Here is an 18,812-nt window from a genome sequence, read left to right as displayed (position 1 = left end):
GACTCACCAGGCGTCGGCGAGCAGCGTCCGTGTCTCTCCGAGCAGTTGGGGCAGCACCTTGGTGTGCCCGACGACCGGCATGAAGTTGGAGTCGCCGCCCCACCTCGGCACCACGTGCTGGTGCAGGTGGGCGGCGATTCCCGCTCCGGCGGCCACGCCCTGGTTCAGCCCGATGTTGAAGCCGTGCGCACCGGACACCGTCCGGATCACCCGCATGGCGTGCTTGGTGTAGTCGGCGACCTCGGCGGTCTCCTCGGGCGTGAGGTCGGTGTAGTCGGCCACGTGCCGGTAGGGCACCACCATGAGATGCCCCGGGTTGTACGGGTACAGATTGAGCACGGCGAACACCGACTCGCCGCGCGCGACGATCAACGCGCTCTCGTCGTCCAACTCGACGAGACGGCAGAACGGACACCCGCTCTCACCGTCCCCGTCGGGCTTGTTCTCACCCTTGATGTAGGCGAGCCGGTGCGGAGTCCACAGCCGTTGGAGCTGGTCCGGGACCCCCACACCGTCCTGTTCGACGAATTCCCCGCGCGACTCGTCACTGGCCAAGGAACGCCCCCAGGGCCTCCGCGGTGGGCGAGGCGTTCTCCCTGCGCTCCACCCAGTCGGCCACGGCCTCGACGGCCTTCGCCACCGGCACGCCGTTGATCTGGCTGCCGTCACGGAACCGGAACGACACCGCGCCGGCCTCCACGTCCTTGCCACCGGCGAGCAGCAGGAACGGCACCTTCTGCGTGGTGTGCGTGCGGATCTTCTTCTGCATGCGGTCGTCGCTGGTGTCGATGTCGACCCGCAGGCCACGAGCACGCAGCGCCTTCTCGACGCCACGCAGGTGCTCGACGTGCGCGTCGGCGATCGGGATGCCGACCACCTGGACCGGGGCCAACCACGCGGGGAACGCGCCCGCGTAGTGCTCGGTGAGCACGCCGAAGAACCGCTCCATCGAGCCGAACAGCGCGCGGTGGATCATCACCGGCTGCTGCCGCGACCCGTCGGCCGCCTGGTACTCCAGGCCGAAGAGCTCCGGCTCCATGAGGTCGACCTGGATGGTCGACATCTGCCAGCTCCGGCCGATGGCGTCCTTCACCTGAACGCTGATCTTCGGCGCGTAGAAGGCGGCACCGCCCGGGTCGAGCACCAGCTCCAGGCCACTCGCCTCCGCCGCCTCGCGCAGCGCGTTGGTCGCCCGCTCCCAATCCTCGTCGCTGCCGATGGACTTCTTCGGGTCACGGGTGGACAGTTCGAGGTAGAAGTCGTCCAGACCGTAGTCGCGCAGCAGGTCGAGCACGAACCGCAGCAGCGACTTGATCTCGTCCTGCATCTGGTCGACGGTGCAGTAGATGTGCGCGTCGTCCTGGGTGAAGCCCCTGGCCCGCGTGAGGCCGTGCACCACACCCGACTTCTCGTAGCGGTACACCGTGCCGAACTCGAACAGCCGGAGCGGCAGCTCCCGGTAGCTGCGCCCGCGCGAGCGGTAGATGAGGTTGTGCATGGGGCAGTTCATCGGCTTCAGGAAGTACTCCTGGCCGGGCTTGCGCACCTTGCCGTCCTCGTCGTACTCCGCGTCGAGGTGCATCCCGGGGTACATGCCCTCGCGGTACCAGTCGAGGTGCCCGGACGTCTCGAAGAGCTGCCCCTTGGTGATGTGCGGGGTGTTGACGAACTCGTACCCCGCCTCCTCGTGCCGACGCCGGGAGTAGTCCTCCAGCTCCTTGCGGATCACGCCGCCCTTGGGGTGGAAGACCGGCAGACCGGAGCCGATCTCGTCGGGGAAGGAGAACAGGTCGAGTTCCGCACCGAGCCTGCGGTGGTCGCGCCGCTCGGCCTCCTCCAGCATGGTCAGGTAGGCGTCCTGCGCCTCCGACGACTCCCACGCCGTGCCGTAGATGCGCTGCAACTGCGGGTTCTTTTCGTCACCGCGCCAGTAGGCGGCGGCCACCCGGGTGAGTTTGAAGGCGGGGATGTACTTCGTCGTCGGCACGTGCGGACCGCGGCAGAGGTCGCCCCACACGCGTTCCTTGGTGCGCGCGTCGAGGTTGTCGTAGATCGTCAGCTCGCCACCGCCGACCTCCATGACCTCGGAGGTGTCGACGTCCTCGGAGCCGGACTTCAGGTCCACCAGTTCGAGCTTGAAAGGCTCGTCGGCCAGCTCGGCCTTGGCCGCCTCCACCGACTCGACCACTCGACGCGAGAACTGCTGCGCGCCCTTGATGATCTGCTTCATGCGCTTCTCGAGCGCCTGCAGGTCCTCCGGGGTGAAGGGCCGGTCGACGGCGAAGTCGTAGTAGAAGCCGTCCTTGATCGGCGGGCCGATACCGAGCTTCGCCTCCGGGAACTGCTGCTGCACCGCCTGGGCGAGCACGTGCGCCGCCGAGTGCCTGATGACACTGCGGCCGTCCTCGGTGTCGGCGGCCACCGGCTCCACCTCGACGTCGACGTCCGGGACCCACGACAGGTCACGCAGCGTTCCCTCGGAGTCCCGCACGACCACGACGGCCTGCGGCCCCTTGCTCGGATGACCCGCCTCGCGCACCGCGGCACCCGCCGTAGTGCCTGCTCGCACCACCACGCGCGAGGCGGACGAGGCTGCGGCGGACGACGACTGCGACACGGGGAACTCCCTTGGGGACGTGATTTGACGTGCAGGCACGATGCTAATCCCCGCGGTCCTCGCCGCGGCCCCGGGTCGCGGAACAGCTCTCCAGGAGACCACAGCACTCGCCCACGGGACTGTGACCCCGGACACAAGGTGGGCATGGTTACAGGGCTGTTACAACGCCCGAGACGGTCACTACCTTGGAGGGAGCTAAGAACAGAGGTTCCCGACTCCGTGTGACCAGCGTTCGCGGCGACGGTCGACGACTCGCGACACCCCGATCCATGTCGCACCAAGATCGACGATTCGGTTTGTCGCCGTGCGTGAACGGGCACCCACCGTAGCGGGTGGATGACCCGGTCGTACACCGCCCGGTCGTGGGCAGCCGACCGACCAACGTCGCGAGGTCAGCCGCGGACCGTGTCCGATCCGTTCACTCGGGACGGGGTGTGCGCCCCATCGTGGCTGGTTGGAACCAAAGGCGACGGGAACATGAGAAAAGACCCGGCGAAAAGCCGGGTCTTCCAGGAAAAACAACTCCATATTCGTGGTGGGCGATACTGGGATCGAACCAGTGACCTCTTCGGTGTGAACGAAGCGCTCTCCCGCTGAGCTAATCGCCCCTTGCGATGGGAACTACTGTAGCGGAGGCCGATAGCGCCCCGTGAACGGGGGTCCCCTTTCGTGGGGAGCGACGGGATTTCTGCAGGTGACACACCGATCCGTGTCCGGAAGACACTCCGAGGACGAATCCGACCGGCGAACGCGGCTGCTGCAACATTCGCGCGACTTGCCTGTCCTTCCGCTCGGTGTTGTGCGCAGGATGTACCGGAGTCCCACCGCGAGACCCACACGTTCGGGTGATGTTCCGGTTCGTAGCGAGCGAATCGGCACCCGTGCGCGTCTCACCCGTAGGACACGGCCGAACCCGGCCGGAAAGGAGCAGAAGGGTAACGACCATGCGAAACGAACACGTCACGCTCCGGTCCACGGCGGTCTTCGACCTTCTGGCACCGCGTACCCCGCCGGTCCCGGTCAAGGTCGAGCTGAGGTACGACACCCGCGACCCGTACGCGGTCGTGGCCGCATTCCGCACCGGCCGAGCCGGCTGGGTCGAGTGGGCCTTCGCCCGCGACCTGCTGGCCGACGGGCTACTCGGCGAGGCAGGCGACGGCGACGTCCGACTCAAGCCGTCGATCGAGGACCCCGACTCCGTCTTCGTGGAACTGAACTCGCCGTCGGGTCACGCGATGTTCGAGGCGTCCGCTCAGGAGCTCGCCGACTTCCTCGACCAGACCTACGACGTCGTGCTCCCCGGCAACGAACACCTGTGGGTCGACGTCGACGACGCGCTCACACGGCTCATTCCCCACGATTTGGGCTGATCACGGGGCATGCAACGGCGCATGACCACCCCCCGCGTAAACCCCGTTTCGGCGATCCGATACAGTTCTTTCCACACGACGACGACGGGTCACCGACCGGGAGGCCGAGCGGCTCGGAGTCGCGAAATGCGGACGTAGCGCAGTTGGTAGCGCATCACCTTGCCAAGGTGAGGGTCGCGGGTTCGAGTCCCGTCGTCCGCTCGACTGCGGCGGGCATTCCGCAGTTGGATCGAGCTCGCGGCTTGATCCACACCCACGGCGGAGTGGCCGAGTGGTTCAGGCAAGGGCCTGCAAAGCCCTGTACACGGGTTCGATTCCCGTCTCCGCCTCGCGCGATTAGCTCAGCGGGAGAGCGCTACCTTGACACGGTAGAGGTCACTGGTTCGATCCCAGTATCGCGCACCACGAAGCCCCCATTCCGAAACTTCGGAGTGGGGGCTTTTTCGTTGTCGTACATGGCTGAGCACGAAGTGCTCGTCACATTCAATGCGTTTTCTTCAAGAACCTTCGTCAGCGTCCGCCGCCGAGACGGCTGCCTCCCCGCGGCCTGAACGCGGCGTGGCCGCGCCACTCGAGTTCCCCTCAGGCTCGGCGTGAAGGATCTCACGCGCTTGCTCCGCGGCGCGGGTGATGTTCTCGCCGACGAAGTCGACGAAGTGGGCGATCTTGACCAGCCGGACGGCAGCGGGGGTGTCGGGGCCGAGAATGTCGACGCCCTGCCGGGCGGTCCGGGCGAGCTGAGCGTGAGCTCGCGCGGCGGCGATCATCGACTGATACCAGACGTCGTCGTCGACGAGGTAACGCTCGCGGCGACCCTCGGCTCGCTCCCGGCGAATGAGACCCTGACTTTCGAGGAACGAGATCGCTTTGGAGACGGACGCCGGGCTCACCTGGAGACGCTCGACGAGTTCGGACGCAGTGAGGCTGCCCGCGTCGGTGGTGAGCAGACAGGTCAGCACTCGGGCCATCATCTTGGGCAGCCCCTGTTGCATCAGGAGAGTGGTGAACGCCTCCTCGTACTCACGCACGGAGTCGACGTCGCGTCCGTGTCCCTGCTCGGACACCGGTGACACGCGAAGGACGGCTCGCCTGCGCCGACGAGCGCGGCGCTCGGTGGCGCGGTGAGCCACGTCGGCGCGATAGGCGACGGGGCCTCCGTTACGCATCACCTCGCGTGTGATCGTCGAGGTGGGACGGTCCAGACGCCTGGCGATCTCCGCGTAGGCCAGTCCCTCGGCCACCCCCAGCTCGATCTGTCGACGTTCCTGCTGGGTGAGTCTGCCTCCCGGCACCGCGAACCCCCTTCACACTCCCTTGCCACCTCAGCATAGCTTTCGTCTTCTAACCATTGCAACGCTTGCGACCCACCGGTATTGCGTTGAAAAGCATCCGATTGCAACGATTGCCGCCTTCCTACCTGCACATATGGCTACTCAACGCAAACTTATTGTTGCCTAATACTGAAATGCAACGTAGCGTTTGCGATACGCGAAACGACAACGAGCGCAGGAGAAGAAGCGATGACGCAGCCGACACGCTCAACCATGACCACCGAGCAAACCGCCTGGACCGGCATGCTGCCGGTCGACGACACCGAGCTGGCCGTCACCGACACCGCGGTCCCGGTGTCCCCGTGGTCTATCTCAACGGCCAGTTCGCCACCCAGGGATACTGGCGACGGGTCATCGCGGAGTTGGGCCCGGGGTGGCGACACATCACCTACGACGAGCGGGCTCGCGGCAGATCGAAGCGTTCGGCGGACTATTCCTTCGAGGCCGCCGTCCGTGACGTCGACGCTGTTCTCGCGGCTAGGGGCGTGGCCCGGCCACTACTGGTGGGCTGGTCCTACGGAGCGTTCGTCGCGGCGCACTGGGCCAGCCGGAATCCCGACCGTTGCCTGGGCGCGGTCTTGGTCGATGGCGCCTTTCCACACGACTGGCTCGACGAAGCCATGGAGCAGCGGATCCGAAAGCTGTTTCGGCGGTTGAGCTGGTTCCTGCCGCTACTGCGCCCGACGGGTCTGGCCCCTCGGATGACCGCCGAACAGCAGGCGAACAGCAACATAGAGATCGGCGTGATCTCCCGTGAGCGCGAGCTGGGCCCCGTGCTGGACAACATCACCGTGCCGGCTCGGTACGTGATTGCTTCGGGGACGTCCTTCGGGAGCCGTGGTGATGAACAAGAACGCATACGCACCAGCCTCGACACGGTGGCTGCTCGCAACCCGAACATTCGCATCAGCGCGAAGGTCGCGAGCAATCATGGTGCGGTCCTGAGGAAGGATTTCGTAGCCGTCGCCGACGCCGTACGCGAGGTCACCGCCCACACTCGAAGGGACCGCTGACGTCAGGGCGGGCGGGATCGTCGACCGAGCCGGGTGGGCCGTCGCCACGGTGAAGCGCCTGACCAACCCGGGACGACGCGATCCCAAAGCCCTGGGCACCGCTCTGTGGGCGCCTTGCCGCGTCCGACCGCGCAGGACGACGCTTCCGGTCCATTGGGCAGGGAAGCCCTCAGCCCGCCCTTGCTCGTCAGTCGACTCGACGCCAGAGTGAAGGGCATGCGACTCCGCGCCGCACTGCCCCAGGACGCCGCGCTCCTGAGCGATCTCGCCCTGCGCTCCAAGGCGCACTGGGGCTACGACGAGGACTTCCTGGAGGCATGCCGGGCAGAGTTGACGCTTCGGCCCGACGACGTCGCGGCAAGCCACGTCACCGTGGCACGACTCGACAGCACGATCGTGGGCTTCTACTCCCTGACCGGCGAACGTCCCGACGGCGAGCTCGCCATGCTGTACGTCGACCCCGACCACATCGGGGTTGGGGTCGGCCAGCGGCTGTGGCAGCACGCCGCGGACACCGCACGCGAACTGGGATTCACTCGCTTCACCGTCGACGCCGACCCCTTCGCCGAGGGCTTCTACCGACGTATGGGGGCCGTCCGCATCGGCTCCTCGCCGTCCGGCTCCATCCCCGGTCGACTCCTTCCCTGCCTGGAGTACCGACTTCGCTGAGCGCCGGAGCACCGACGTGGTGTGGTCTTCACGACATGGCGTGGGCCGTCCCTCGACGGCCCGCGCGGCGTCAGCTCTCCCCCGGCTCCGACCGGCCCTGCTGCTGTTCGGCAAGGAAGCGTTCGAAGTCCGCCGCCAGCTCATCACCGCTGGGCATCTCGCCCGCGTCGGCCAACAGGTTGCTCTCCGGGCTTGCGGCTGTGAAGGCGTCGTACTGCCGCTCCAGCGCCGCGACGACCTCCGCGACCTCGGTGCTGTCCTCGACCTGCCGGTCGATCTCCAGGTTCGTGGTGTGCGCGGCCTCCCGCAGGTCGGCCAGCGGGACGTGCAGCCCGGTCGCCTCCGTCACCGCGTCGAACAGGCGCAGCGCCGCGGCCGGGTAGCGCGACTGTGCGAGGTAGTGCGGAACATGTGCGGCGAAACCGAGCGCGTCGTGCCCCGCCTGCCCGAGCCGGTACTGCAGCAGCGCACCCGCGCTCCCGGGAATCTGGACGTGGTTGAACGTCGCACGGTAGCTCCGGACGAGTTCCGGCCGGGTCGCGTGCGCCGTCAGCCCCAACGGCCTGGTGTGGGGAACCCCCATCGGGATGCCGTGCGCCATCACCGACAGGCGCACCCGCCACCGCTGGACGAGCTCCCGCACCGCCGCGATGAACGTCTCCCACTGCGTGTCGGGTTCGGGCCCGGTGAACAGCAGCACCGGCGTCCCCTCGGCGTCGTGGAGGAGCCGGACCACCAGCTCCGGGTCCTCGTAGCCGGCCCAGTGGTCCGCCGCGAACGTCATCGTGGGACGCCTCGACCGGTAGTCGAGCAGCCGATCGACGTCGAATCGCGCCACCACGGGTCCGTCGAACTCCGAGCGGAGGTGGTCGACGAGAATGCGTCCCGCCGATCCCGCGTCGACGAAGCCGTCGAAGTGGTAGAGCAGCACCGCCTCCTCCGGCACCGCCACGCCGGAATCCAGGTCGTACAGCTGCTCCGGATTGCGATCCACGTCAACCTCCTGACCTTGTTCTTGCCCTTCAGGCACAACGCCTACTGGCACCCGTTCAATCCCACCACACTGCGGAAGCACGCCGACTCGCGGCAGCGCGTGGTGGAAAGATAGGGAAGGTGCAGGCGTTCCATACCGATCAGACGACCGTGACCACCCCCGTCGGCGAGCACGCCGACAGCCTGTCCACCGTGCTCGACCTCGTACGATCGGGCACCGCGAAGACCCGACCGGAGATCGGCAGGCACGCGGGACTCGGCCGCACGGTCGTCACCCAGCGCGTGACACAGCTCACGTCGTGCGGGCTGTTGGAAGAGGGGGCTCTCGGCCCCTCCAGCGGAGGACGCGCGCCGCGCGAGTTGCGGTTCCGGGCGCGTGCGGGAGTGATCCTCAGCGCCGAACTCGGGGCCAGCAGCATCACCGTGGGCGTCACCGACCTCGCGGGAGTCGTGCTGGCCGAGCACACCGAGGCCGCCGACATCGCCGCGGGCCCCGAGACGGTGCTGCTGCGTGTCGAGGAGGTGTTCGACGACCTGCTCGACCACGTGCGCACCGAACTGGACGCCCCGGAGCTGTCCGTGTGGGGCGTGGGCGTCGGCCTGCCGGGGCCCGTGGAGTTCGCCACCGGACGTCCGAGTGCGCCGCCGATCATGCCGGGCTGGGACGGCTATCCGGTGCGCGACCGCTTCGCACGCCGTTACGACACTCCGGTGTGGGTGGACAACGAGGTCAACACCATGGCCCTCGGGGAGCTGAGGGCCGGATCGGCTCGCGGCCAGCGCGACATCCTCTACGTGAAGATCGGGACCGGGATCGGCGCAGGACTCGTCTCCGGCGGAACGCTGCACCGGGGCAGCCAGGGGTGCGCGGGCGACATCGGGCACGCGGCCACGTCCGAAGAGGACGACGTGGTGTGCCGGTGCGGCAACACCGGCTGCCTCGAGGCATACGCGGGTGGCGCCGCGATCGCCCAGGACGGTCTCGCGGCCGCCAAGGAGGGACGCAGCCGGTTCCTCGCCGACGTCCTCGCCAGCACGGGCACCGTGACCGCCGCCGACGTCTCCCGCGCCGCACAGAGTGGCGACCGCACGTCCGTGGAGCTGTTGACCCGCGCGGGACGGCTGATCGGCACCCTGCTCGCCACGCTCGTGAGCTTCTTCAACCCCGCGCTGGTGATCATCGGGGGTGGCGTGTCCGGCGCCGGGGATCTCCTCCTGGCCGCCGTTCGTGAGACCGTCTACCGCCGCTCCCTGCCGCTGGCGACGCGCGAACTGCGCATCGCCCGCTCCACTCTCAGCGACCGCGCCGGGCTCGTCGGTGCGGCGTTCATGGCCATCGACGAGTTGTTCGCTCCCGAACGACTCGCGCGCTGGGTGGACGACGGCAGCCCGGCAGGTCATCCGGAGCTGGTCGACGTCCCGTTGCGGACGTCAGTGCTCTGACGGGCGATGGTGGCCACCGCGACCGCGCGCCCGGTGGCCACCACTCGATCACTTCTTCTTGGGCTTCTTCTCGCGCACGCGGACGTTGATGCGCACGGGTGTTCCGGTGAAGCCGAACTGTTCCCGGAACTTGCGCTCGATGAACCGGCGGTAGCCCGCCTCCAGGAAACCGGTCGTGAACAGCACCAGCGTGGGCGGGCGGACACTCGCCTGGGTGGCGAAGAGCACCTTCGGCTGCTTGCCGCCTCGCACGGGCGGCGGCGTGGCAGCGATGAGGTCGGACAACCAACTGTTCAACTGTCCGGTCGGCACCCGCTGGTCCCACGACTCCAACGCCGTGCGCAGCGCCGGGGCGAGCTTGCGCACCGCGCGTCCGGTCCGCGCGGAGACGTTCACCCGCTCGGCCCACGGCACGCGGACCAGGCCCCGGTCGATCTCCCGTTCGAGCTGGTGACGACGGTCCTCGTCGACGAGGTCCCACTTGTTGAAGGCCAGCACCAGCGCCCGCCCCGCCTCGACGACGGTGGTCACGATGCGCAGGTCCTGCTCCGACAGCGGCTCGCTCGCGTCGAGCAACACGACCGCCACCTCGGCCGAGTCGATCGCGGTCTTGGTGCGCAGCGAGGCGTAGTACTCGGCGCCGCTCGCGGTCTGCACGCGCTTGCGCAGCCCCGCCGTGTCGACGAACCGCCACGTCTGTCCGTCCAGCTCCACCAGCGAGTCCACCGGGTCCACCGTGGTGCCCGCCACGGAGTCGACCACGGCCCGCTCCTCGCCGGTCAGCTTGTTGAGCAGACTCGACTTCCCGACGTTGGGCTTGCCAACCAGGGCGACCCGCCGAGGGCCGCCCACCACGACGTCGGTCTCCCGTGGTGCCTCGGGCAGCGCGTCCACCACCACGTCGAGCAGGTCACCGGAACTCCGCCCGTGCAGGGCGCTGACCGGCTGCGGCTCACCCAGACCGAGCGACCACAGCGACGCGGTCTCGGCGAGCAGCCGCTCGTCGTCGACCTTGTTCGCGGCGAGGACCACGGGACGCTTCGACCGGCGCAGCACCTTGGCGACGGCCTCGTCCGTCGCGGTCGCCCCCACGGTGGCGTCCACCACGAGGAGCACGACGTCCGCCGTGGCCATGGCCAGTTCGGCCTGCGCGGCCACCGAGGCCTGTAGTCCCGAGGCGTTGGGTTCCCACCCACCGGTGTCGACCAGGGTGAACCGGCGACCCCGCCACGTGGCGTCGTAGGCGATGCGGTCCCGCGTCACGCCGGGCACGTCCTGCACCACCGCCTCCCTGCGGCCCAGGATGCGGTTCACGAGCGTGGACTTGCCGACGTTCGGCCTGCCGACGACCGCCACGACGGGCTGTGGCGGCTCGTCGTCCTCCGCCTGCGTTCCCTCGGCGGCGGCAGCGTCGAGCCGGAGGAACTCCGCCTCGTCGGACCAGGTTCCGTCCAGTTCGGTCATGCTTCTCTTCCCTCTGTCTGCCTGTCCTGCCGGGGGCGCTCCCCCAGGCCGTCAAACCTCGCGATCGCGTCGCGCCCGCTCGTCGTCGACGGCACGCACGAGTGCGGCGAGGGTGTTCCGGAGCTGTTCGGTGCCCTGCGCGAGACCGGCCCGGCCCTTCCCCACGGTCGGGGTGAACGGCTCGCCGACCACCACGTCGACCACCGGACGCACGCGACGCCGCGACCCGGGAGGTCGCAACGTCCCCCGCACGGCGACCGGCAGCACCACGGCACCCGACACCCGCACCAGCCACGCGGCACCTTGCTGCGCCTGATCGACGTCACCGGTACCCCGCGTGCCCTCGGGGAACACCCCGACGAGACCGCCGTCGGCCAGCACCTCGGTGACGGTCGTCAACGCGGTGCGGTCGGGGGCTCCCCGGTTGACCGGGACCTGGCCGATGCGACGCAGTCCCCAGCCCGCGGCACCGGTGAACATCTCGTCCTTGACGAGGAACACCGAACGCCTCGGCAACATTCCGAAGATCAGTTGCGGCTCGATCATCGAGCTGTGGTTGGCCACGAGCACGACCGGACCGGTGCGAGGCACCCGGTCGAGACCGCGCACCCGCACCCGGAAAGCGGGCCGGTAGAGCCAGCGGGCGACGAATCTGCCCAGGTCGTGCAGCCACGGTACCGCACCGGGGGGCAGTCCTTGCCCGGCGCGTCGCGCCGACGGTGTCACCGGCACATCCCCGCGACCTCGCCGCCGAGCAGTCCGCGCCCGTCCGCCAGTTCGGAGAGCTTCGCCGTGACCTCGTCGACGGTCAGCTCCGAGGTGTCGAGCAGCACGGCGTCGTCGGCGGCGCGCAACGGGGAGGTCGCGCGCGTCGAGTCGAGCCGATCGCGGCGCTCGACCGAGGCCTTGACGTCCTCGAACGACACCTCTCGGCCCTCCGCGGCGTCCTGCGCGGTCCGCCGTCGGGCGCGCACGTCGGCCGACGCGGTGAGGAAGACCTTCAGCGGGGCATCCGGCGTGACCACCGTGCCGATGTCGCGGCCGTCGACCACGATGCCGCCCCGGGAGTCGAGCACCTCACGGATCACACGGCGTTGCTCGGCGACGAGCAGCTCCCGCACCTCCGCCACCGCCGACACGGGCGAGACCGCCCGGTTGACCTCCTCGGTGCGGATGGCCGCGCTCACGTCCTCGCCGTCCAGCCGTGCCGTCGGCGCTGCCGGGTCCGTGGCGACCTCCATGCGCGCCCGCCGGACCGCCTCCACGACGGCGTCGGCGTCGGTCGGATCGACTCCCGCACGCAGCACGGCGAGTGTGGCCACCCGATACATCGCGCCGGTGTCCAGGTACCCGGCGTTCGACTCGGTGGCCAGCCTCCGGGCCGCCGTCGTCTTGCCGGTTCCCGACGGGCCGTCCAACGCCACCACGCCACACAGGGCTCGCACCACCGGGCCAACTCCTTGCTGTTGCCTGCGTCATCCGTCTCCGGCGACCCACGGAAGCGGCCGGAGTCGGCCGGGGGTCGCACGTGCGGGTCCTATTGTGCCCGGTGGTGTCCCGTGCCCCGGCTCACCGGTCCCCGGGACGTCCCGAGGGCGGGGCGAAGCCTCCCCGACGCAGCCGGTCGCCCAGGTGGTCCTCCACCAGCGACGTCCGGTCGATGGCCCCGATCCGATACGCCGCCCTGCCCACGAGCTGCGACAGCACGGGAGCGGTGATCACCTGGACCAACGCCACGAGCAACAGTCCCAGGGCGTCGACGATCTGGAGCTGCAACGCCGCGCCGCTCAACACCATGATCAGCCCGATCGTCTGCGGCTTCGTCGCGGCCTGCAACCGGCTGATCAGATCGGGGAAGCGCAACAGCCCGAACGCGCCCACCGCGCAGAACAGCGCACCGCCGATGAGCAGCACGCTCGACACGACGTCGATCAGCATCAGCGGTGCTCCTTCCGGCCCTCGGTCAATCGCACGACGCTGAGCGACCCGACGAAGCCGAGCAACGCCGTGCACACCAGGATCGGCACGGTCAGCACGGAGTCGGTCATCGCCATGTTCACGGCGAAGCCCGCCACGATGATCACCACGAGCACGTCGAGCGCCATGGTGCGGTCGAGAATCCACGGTCCCCGCACCAGCCGGACGAGCGTGAGCAGCCCCGCCACCGCGAGGATGGCCAGGGTGACGATGTAGACGACGGTCACGACGACACCTCACAGGTCGGCACGGGTCGGCGAATGGCGATGCGGCTCATGCGTCCTCCCCCGCCCGGCTCGGCTCCGCGCCGAACCCCTCGGCCCGCTCGACGGCGGAGCGGATCTCCTCGGCGGTGCCGAACGCCTTGACCACCCTCACCTGCATCTGCATCGAGCTCCGGAGGACGACGTCCGGGTCCGGAGCCTTCCCGGCCAACGCGTACACGTAGTAGCAGCGCTGCGGCCGGTCGATGTGCAGGACGAAGGTGCCGGGCGCCAGCGACACGAGGTTGGCCGACGAGGCCACGAGGAAGTCGCGGTCCACGAGGATCGGCACCTCGATGATCACGGCCTTCGCCCGAGAACCGTACCGCGCGGCGTCCCAGCCGACGCGCACGCCGGAGCTCACCAGATCCCACACCAGGTAGAGCACAAGACCGAGCAGTCGGTGAGGCCGCAAGAGCAGCGGGGAGCGCACCGGACTGAACGGGAACAGCAACAACACCGCCGCCGTCACGAGCACCCCGGAGACGAGCACGATCGGCTCCACCGACCGCCACAGCAGCAGCCACACCAGGAACAGCCACGGCGCGATCAACGGGGAGAACCGGCGCATCCTGTCGCCCATGTCAGCCCTCCCATTCCGTGAGCACGACGGTGCGGTACTGGTCGCCGTCCATGAGGTCCTCCGCCGCCCGTTCGCTCATGGCCGACAGCGGGCCCGCCGCCAACGCGATGGCCACACCCGCGACGACGAGCACCCCGGTGGCGAACACCATGGGCTTGTTGGTGAGGCCCGTGCCCACGGTGACCTCGTCGGTGGGGTCGGCGTCGGGGAACGGCTCACGTTCTGCCCCCCAGAAGGCACTCACCCAGACTCGGGTCATCGCGTACAGCGTGAGGAAGCTCGTCAGCACCGCCGCGGCGGTGGCCGTGTAGGCGAGCACGGTCGCGCTCTCCGCACCGGCCGTGAACAGCGTGATCTTGGCGATGAACCCGGAGAACGGCGGGATGCCCGCGAGGTTCAACGCCGGCACCGCGAACAGCGCCGCGACCAAGGGAGCACTCTTGGCGACACCGGACATCTCCCGCAGCGACACGGTGCCCGTCCGGCGCGTCACCAGACCGCTGACCAGGAACAACGCCGCCTGCACGATGATGTGGTGGACGACGTAGAGGATCGCTCCCGCCACGCCGACCACCGTCGCCATCCCGAGCCCGAACAGCATGAACCCGATGTGGCTCACCAGCAGGAACGACAGGAGACGGTTGATGTCCTCCTGCGCGATCGCGCCGAGGACGCCGACGATCATCGTCAGGATCGACACCACGAGCAGCACGCTCCACACGGTGTCGTTCTGGAAGACCAGTGTGTGGGTGCGAATCAGCGCGTAGACGCCGACCTTGGTGAGCAACCCGGCGAACACCGCCGTGATGGGCGCGGGTGCGGTCGGGTAGCTGTCGGGCAGCCAGAAGTGCAGCGGCACCAGAGCGGCCTTGATGCCGAACACCACGGTGGCGAGCAGCGCGATGCTCGTCTGCACGCCGGGCGCGAGCTCGCGGAAGGCCACAGACAGATCGGCGAGGTTGATCGTGCCCGTCGCCGCGTACACCAACGCGATGAGCGTGATGAACAGCATGGACGACGTCAGACTGACGATCACGTACGTCATCCCGGCCCGGACACGCCGGGCGTTGGTGCGGCGGGTGATCAGCACGTACGACGCCGAGAGCATGATCTCGAACGCGACGAAGAGGTTGAACAGGTCGCCGGTGATGTAGGCCAGCGACACGCCCGCGCACAGCACCAGGTAGGCGGGTTGGAAGGTCGTGGACGCGATCTCCCGGCCGTAGTCGGTGACGCGCTGCCCGATGGAGAACACGAGCACCGCCAACGTCACCACCGCCGACACGAGCAGCAGCAGCGCCGCCAGCCGGTCGGCCACCAGGGTGATGCCGAACGGTGCCGCGTAACCACCGAGCTGCAACACCACCGGGCCTTCGGTGTCGGTGTGGTAGACGAGCACCGACGCGATCGCGACCACGGTGCTGAGCACGCTCAGTCCGATGACCCGCTGGAGGTCGGGCCTGCGCCCGAGAATCAGCGACAGTGCCGCGCCGAGCAGCGGCAGCAGCACGGGAAGGGCGAGCATGACAGTCATCGGCGGGCCTCCCTCGGCGCCTCGGGCGCGTCCTCGGAGGCTTCCTCCGCCTCGTCCGGAGTCTCGGCGACGTCGGGCGACGCGGTCTCCTCGACGGCACGCGCCTCGCGCAGCGCGACCCGACGGTCCTCGACGTCGTCCTGGACCTCGTCGTGACCGATCAGCACCCACGACCGGAACGCCAACGCCAGTAGGAACGTGGTGAGCGCGAACGTGATGACGATCGCGGTCAGTGCGAGCGCCTGCGGCAACGGATCGACCATCAACGAGGAGACCGCCTCACCGACGAAGCTGGGTTCCCCAGGAGGGCCGCCCGCCACCTGGAGGAAGAGGTTCGCACCGTGTCCGAGGATCGCGATGCCGATGATCACGCGCATCAGCGACCGCTGCATGAGCAGGTAGAAGCCCACCGTGTACAGCCCGGCGATCGCGACCGCCATCGTCAGATTGATCGTCACGTGCTCGCGTCCCCCGGCTGGTGATCGTTCAGTTCGCTCTCCAACTCGCCCATCTGGATGCCCTCACCGAGGGTGCGCAGCAGGTTGAGCACCACGCCCACGATGAGGAGGAAGACGCCGGTGTCGAACACCAGACTCGTCGCGATCTTCACCGTTCCCAGCACGGGCACGTCCACGGACCACACCGCGCTGGCCAGCACCGGGAGGTCGAAGAACACCGGAACGAGCGCGCTCGCGACCACGACGACCAGTCCGGCACCGATCACGATGGGCGGCTGCACCCACGACCGGCGCAGCCCCGTCACCGAGCCCCCGGCGACGTACCGCAGCACGAACGCCAGCCCGGCGACGAGTCCCGCGCTGAAACCACCGCCCGCCTGGTTGTGACCGGCGAACAGCAGATAGGTGGCCAGCAGCAACACCGTCGGGAAGACGATGCGCAAACAGACTTCGAGCAGCAACGACCGCGGCCAACGAGTCTGCTCGCTCTCCCGCATCAGCCAGTGTTCCCGAGGGCGGTCGCAGGTGTCCCACCAGAGCTGTGCGGCTTCGGTTCGGGAGGTGGTCACGACCGTGCCCCTTCCTCGTGTCCGGACCCGTTCTCGGCCGGAAGGTCGTCCTGGAGTTCGTCCGCGCCGCCGAGGCTCTCGTCAGGACGTCGACGCTGCCGGTGCGCGGAGAGGATGAGGCTCGCGGCGCCGATCGCGGCCACCGCCAGCACCGTGACCTCGCCGAGCGTGTCGAACGCCCGGAAGTCGACGATGATCGCGTTCACCACGTTGTGGGCCCCGGCCTCGGACTCCGCGCGCGCGATGTATTCGTGGCTGGTCTCCGGAAGGCCGCTGCGCGATCCCGACACGAGCACCGCGAGCACCGCGACGACGATGCCGCCCAATGCGGCGATGCCGGCCTTGATCCACCGCACCTGTGCCGAACGTGGCCGGTCCTTGCCGAACGCCGCGGGGAACCGGCGCAGGACGAACACGAACACTACGAGCGTCAACGACTCGACGAGGAACTGTGCGAGCGCGAGGTCGACACCACCCTCGACGACGAACAGCGCACCGATGCTGTAGCCGACCAGACCGGTCAGCAGGACGGCCGTGAGCCTGCGGCGGGACAGCACGACGGCACCCGCGGCGATCAACATCATCAGCACGAGCACGGGCTGCGTCCACGAGTCGGCGAACCGCAGCTCCGTCGGTCCGTCGAGACCACCGAGCAGGCCCAGCGTCGGGACCACCGACACCGTCACGACGATGACACCGAGGTAGACCGGCAGCGAACCGACCTGCAGGCGACCGGTCAGCCAGCGGGCGAGGCGGTCAAGCGCCCCGACGGTGGCCAGATAGGACGGTTCGGCCTGCAACGCCCTCGGCAGGCGACCGGCGAAGCGACGCACGACCCACGTCGCGCGGTACACGAGGTACCCGGTCGCGAGGACGAGCGCCGACAGCAGCAGGGGAACGCTGATCCCGTGCCACAGCGCCAGGTGGTAACGGACTTCTTCGGACGGATACCCGGCCGCGTACTTCCCGGCGAGGACCTCGACCCACGACGGGACGAGACCGAGTACGAGGCTCGCCACGGCCGGGACCACGACGGGTGCCACGAACAGCGCTTTCGGCGCGTCGACGCGCAACGGGTCGACGGCGGGCCGTGTGCCGAAGGCACCGACGAGGAAGCGCAGGCTGTACGCGACGGTCAACGCCGAGCCGAGGGTCAGACCGATCAGGACGATCCGGCCGACCGCGGGACCCAACGCACCGCCGTGGAGGAACGCCTCCAACGCCGCTTCCTTGCCGACGAAACCGAGCAGCGGAGGCACACCGGCCATCGAGGCCGCCGCGAGCGTGGCCACCCCGGCCAGGAACGGCCACCGACGGCCGAGTCCGGACAAGTGCCGGACGTCGCGGGTCCCTGCCTGCTTGTCGATGATGCCGGTGACCAGGAAGAGGGTCGACTTGAAAAGACCGTGGGCCAGGACGAGCGTCGCACCCGCCAGCGCGGAGACGAAACCGCCCGAACCGACCAAAACCATCAAAAAGCCCAGTTGGCTGACGGTTCCGAATGCAAGCAGCGTCTTGAGGTCGTTCTGCCGGAGCGCCCGGACCGCGCCCAGAATCATCGTCCACAACCCCAGGACCACGACCGGGATCCACCATGCGGGAAGGTCGTGGAAGCCGGGCGCGAAACGGGCGATGAGGTAGACGCCCGCCTTCACCATGGCAGCGGCGTGCAGGTACGCACTCACCGGCGTGGGCGCGACCATCGCGGCCGGCAACCAGAAGTGGAACGGGAACTGGGCGGACTTCGTGAAAGCACCGGTCAGGACCAGGACCACCGCGACGCTGACCAGCAGGCCGCCCGGCGGCGGGTCGGCCACGATCTCGGACACGCGGACAGTCCCGGCGGCCGTCGCCAGGAGGATCAATCCCAGGAGCATCGAGAGCCCACCCGCGGCCGTCACCAGCAACGCCTGGGTGGCGGAGCGACGGGACCGCCTCGTCGTTCCGTCGCCACCGACGAGCAGGAACGAACAGACGGTCGTCAGTTCCCAGAACAGGTAGAGGGAGAAGATGTCGTCGACGAGAACGAGTCCGAGCATCGCTCCCGCGAATGTCACGAGCAACGAAGAATTGCGCGCGACATTCTTGTCGCCCCGTTTCGCATAGCACGCGTAGTAGAACAAAACCAGCGCACCGATTCCCGAGACGAGCAACGACATGAGCACCGAAAGGGCGTCGATCCGAAGAGTGATCTCCAAACCGATGGACGGTGCCCACTGGACGGTCTGTTCGGCCGGCGTCGCGGGATCGCCGAATGCGCCCTGGGCGTAGAAGAGGAGTAGAGTCGCGAGCGTCGCCGCTGACAGCACGCCTCCGACGACGAAGGCGCCCCTCCCCCACCTGCGCGCGATCGTGGGCAGCATCGCCGCGACGGCGAAATGGGCGAGAATCGCCACGAGCATCTATTCCACCGCCGTCTCGGGTCCGAACATCGTCATCGGGCTCGAGGGGACGCCTCACCGCGTTAGCGTGCGATCATCGACCAACCCCGTGGTTCCATCGTACAGAATGACCTTTCTCGATCGCAG

Annotated in this window: 18 protein-coding genes and 4 tRNA genes; 7 read left to right on the top strand and 15 right to left on the bottom strand. The window is 68.6% G+C overall.

Annotated elements, in window-relative coordinates; genetic code table 11:
• Positions 1 to 3: 3 nt before the first annotated feature.
• The 3 genes from JAV51_RS14330 to JAV51_RS14320 all read right to left on the bottom strand — a co-directional run bounded on the left by JAV51_RS14330 (position 4) and on the right by JAV51_RS14320 (position 3,225).
• Positions 4 to 555 carry an HIT domain-containing protein gene (locus JAV51_RS14330; protein WP_197321210.1) on the bottom strand — a complete coding sequence of 184 codons (552 nt, stop codon included), beginning with the start codon at positions 553 to 555 and terminating at the stop codon, positions 4 to 6.
• Positions 545 to 2,617, bottom strand: coding sequence for a threonine--tRNA ligase (thrS, locus tag JAV51_RS14325; RefSeq protein ID WP_197321209.1), 2,073 nt, complete (start codon positions 2,615 to 2,617; stop codon positions 545 to 547). Before thrS ends, JAV51_RS14330 begins: the two co-directional genes overlap by 11 nt.
• Before the next feature lie 533 nt (positions 2,618 to 3,150).
• Positions 3,151 to 3,225: transfer RNA gene (locus JAV51_RS14320), tRNA-Val, on the bottom strand.
• 336 nt (positions 3,226 to 3,561) lie between these two features.
• Here JAV51_RS14320 and JAV51_RS14315 point away from each other — a divergent pair.
• The 4 genes from JAV51_RS14315 (at position 3,562) to JAV51_RS14300 (ending at position 4,392) form a co-directional block, all read left to right on the top strand.
• A complete protein-coding gene (locus tag JAV51_RS14315; RefSeq protein WP_197321208.1) occupies positions 3,562 to 3,987 on the top strand; it encodes an SsgA family sporulation/cell division regulator in 426 nt (141 codons plus the stop codon).
• A gap of 128 nt (positions 3,988 to 4,115) precedes the next feature.
• A tRNA-Gly gene (locus JAV51_RS14310) sits at positions 4,116 to 4,188 on the top strand.
• A gap of 56 nt (positions 4,189 to 4,244) precedes the next feature.
• Positions 4,245 to 4,316: transfer RNA gene (locus JAV51_RS14305), tRNA-Cys, on the top strand.
• A 1-nt stretch (position 4,317) separates the two neighbouring features.
• A tRNA-Val gene (locus tag JAV51_RS14300) sits at positions 4,318 to 4,392 on the top strand.
• A 92-nt stretch (positions 4,393 to 4,484) separates the two neighbouring features.
• Here the strand turns inward: JAV51_RS14300 and JAV51_RS20480 are convergent.
• The gene (locus JAV51_RS20480) at positions 4,485 to 5,279 is read right to left on the bottom strand and encodes a helix-turn-helix domain-containing protein (protein WP_197321207.1); all 795 of its coding nucleotides are present in this window, start codon (positions 5,277 to 5,279) and stop codon (positions 4,485 to 4,487) included.
• A gap of 341 nt (positions 5,280 to 5,620) precedes the next feature.
• Here JAV51_RS20480 and JAV51_RS14290 point away from each other — a divergent pair, with 341 nt between their 5' ends.
• Both JAV51_RS14290 and JAV51_RS14285 read left to right on the top strand, forming a co-directional pair.
• Positions 5,621 to 6,331 carry an alpha/beta fold hydrolase gene (locus tag JAV51_RS14290; protein ID WP_307845889.1) on the top strand — a complete coding sequence of 237 codons (711 nt, stop codon included), beginning with the start codon at positions 5,621 to 5,623 and terminating at the stop codon, positions 6,329 to 6,331.
• Positions 6,332 to 6,547: 216 nt separating this feature from the next.
• Positions 6,548 to 7,000, top strand: a complete 453-nt coding sequence (locus JAV51_RS14285; RefSeq protein WP_197321206.1) for a GNAT family N-acetyltransferase — start codon at positions 6,548 to 6,550, stop codon at positions 6,998 to 7,000.
• Between the two features lie 70 nt (positions 7,001 to 7,070).
• Here JAV51_RS14285 and JAV51_RS14280 read toward each other — a convergent pair whose 3' ends face one another.
• Complete coding sequence (locus JAV51_RS14280; protein ID WP_197321205.1) at positions 7,071 to 7,994, bottom strand: proteasome assembly chaperone family protein; 924 nt, start codon at positions 7,992 to 7,994, stop codon at positions 7,071 to 7,073.
• Between the two features lie 110 nt (positions 7,995 to 8,104).
• On the opposite strand from JAV51_RS14280, the gene JAV51_RS14275 reads away from it, so the two are divergent.
• On the top strand, positions 8,105 to 9,436 hold the full coding sequence (locus tag JAV51_RS14275) for an ROK family protein (protein WP_197321287.1): 1,332 nt from the start codon (positions 8,105 to 8,107) through the stop codon (positions 9,434 to 9,436).
• Between the two features lie 48 nt (positions 9,437 to 9,484).
• Here JAV51_RS14275 and der read toward each other — a convergent pair whose 3' ends face one another.
• The 10 genes from der to mbhE all read right to left on the bottom strand — a co-directional run bounded on the left by der (position 9,485) and on the right by mbhE (position 18,686).
• Positions 9,485 to 10,900 carry a ribosome biogenesis GTPase Der gene (gene der / locus JAV51_RS14270; protein WP_197321204.1) on the bottom strand — a complete coding sequence of 472 codons (1,416 nt, stop codon included), beginning with the start codon at positions 10,898 to 10,900 and terminating at the stop codon, positions 9,485 to 9,487.
• 51 nt (positions 10,901 to 10,951) lie between these two features.
• A complete protein-coding gene (locus JAV51_RS14265) occupies positions 10,952 to 11,626 on the bottom strand; it encodes a 1-acyl-sn-glycerol-3-phosphate acyltransferase (protein ID WP_197321203.1) in 675 nt (224 codons plus the stop codon).
• Positions 11,623 to 12,348, bottom strand: coding sequence for a (d)CMP kinase (gene cmk / locus JAV51_RS14260; protein WP_197321202.1), 726 nt, complete (start codon positions 12,346 to 12,348; stop codon positions 11,623 to 11,625). The genes JAV51_RS14265 and cmk overlap by 4 nt, the downstream gene beginning before the upstream one ends.
• Before the next feature lie 121 nt (positions 12,349 to 12,469).
• Positions 12,470 to 12,838, bottom strand: a complete 369-nt coding sequence (gene mnhG / locus JAV51_RS14255; RefSeq protein ID WP_197321201.1) for a monovalent cation/H(+) antiporter subunit G — start codon at positions 12,836 to 12,838, stop codon at positions 12,470 to 12,472.
• A complete protein-coding gene (locus JAV51_RS14250) occupies positions 12,838 to 13,104 on the bottom strand; it encodes a monovalent cation/H+ antiporter complex subunit F (protein ID WP_197321200.1) in 267 nt (88 codons plus the stop codon). The genes mnhG and JAV51_RS14250 overlap by 1 nt, the downstream gene beginning before the upstream one ends.
• Positions 13,105 to 13,150: 46 nt before the next feature.
• On the bottom strand, positions 13,151 to 13,723 hold the full coding sequence (locus tag JAV51_RS14245) for a Na+/H+ antiporter subunit E (RefSeq protein ID WP_197321199.1): 573 nt from the start codon (positions 13,721 to 13,723) through the stop codon (positions 13,151 to 13,153).
• Between the two features lies 1 nt (position 13,724).
• Entirely contained in the window at positions 13,725 to 15,257 is a 1,533-nt protein-coding gene (locus JAV51_RS14240; RefSeq protein ID WP_197321198.1) for a Na+/H+ antiporter subunit D, read from the bottom strand.
• The gene (locus tag JAV51_RS14235) at positions 15,254 to 15,715 is read right to left on the bottom strand and encodes a Na(+)/H(+) antiporter subunit C (RefSeq protein WP_197321197.1); all 462 of its coding nucleotides are present in this window, start codon (positions 15,713 to 15,715) and stop codon (positions 15,254 to 15,256) included. Before JAV51_RS14235 ends, JAV51_RS14240 begins: the two co-directional genes overlap by 4 nt.
• On the bottom strand, positions 15,712 to 16,284 hold the full coding sequence (locus tag JAV51_RS14230) for an MnhB domain-containing protein (RefSeq protein WP_197321196.1): 573 nt from the start codon (positions 16,282 to 16,284) through the stop codon (positions 15,712 to 15,714). The genes JAV51_RS14235 and JAV51_RS14230 overlap by 4 nt, the downstream gene beginning before the upstream one ends.
• On the bottom strand, positions 16,281 to 18,686 hold the full coding sequence (mbhE, locus tag JAV51_RS14225) for a hydrogen gas-evolving membrane-bound hydrogenase subunit E (protein ID WP_197321195.1): 2,406 nt from the start codon (positions 18,684 to 18,686) through the stop codon (positions 16,281 to 16,283). The genes JAV51_RS14230 and mbhE overlap by 4 nt, the downstream gene beginning before the upstream one ends.
• Positions 18,687 to 18,812 lie beyond the last annotated feature (126 nt).

This window comes from Saccharomonospora sp. NB11 (assembly GCF_015910535.1).
Lineage (GTDB): Bacteria > Actinomycetota > Actinomycetes > Mycobacteriales > Pseudonocardiaceae > Saccharomonospora.
The sequence above is the reverse complement of the archived record's forward strand: the minus strand, read 5'-3'. Positions and strand labels throughout refer to the sequence as shown.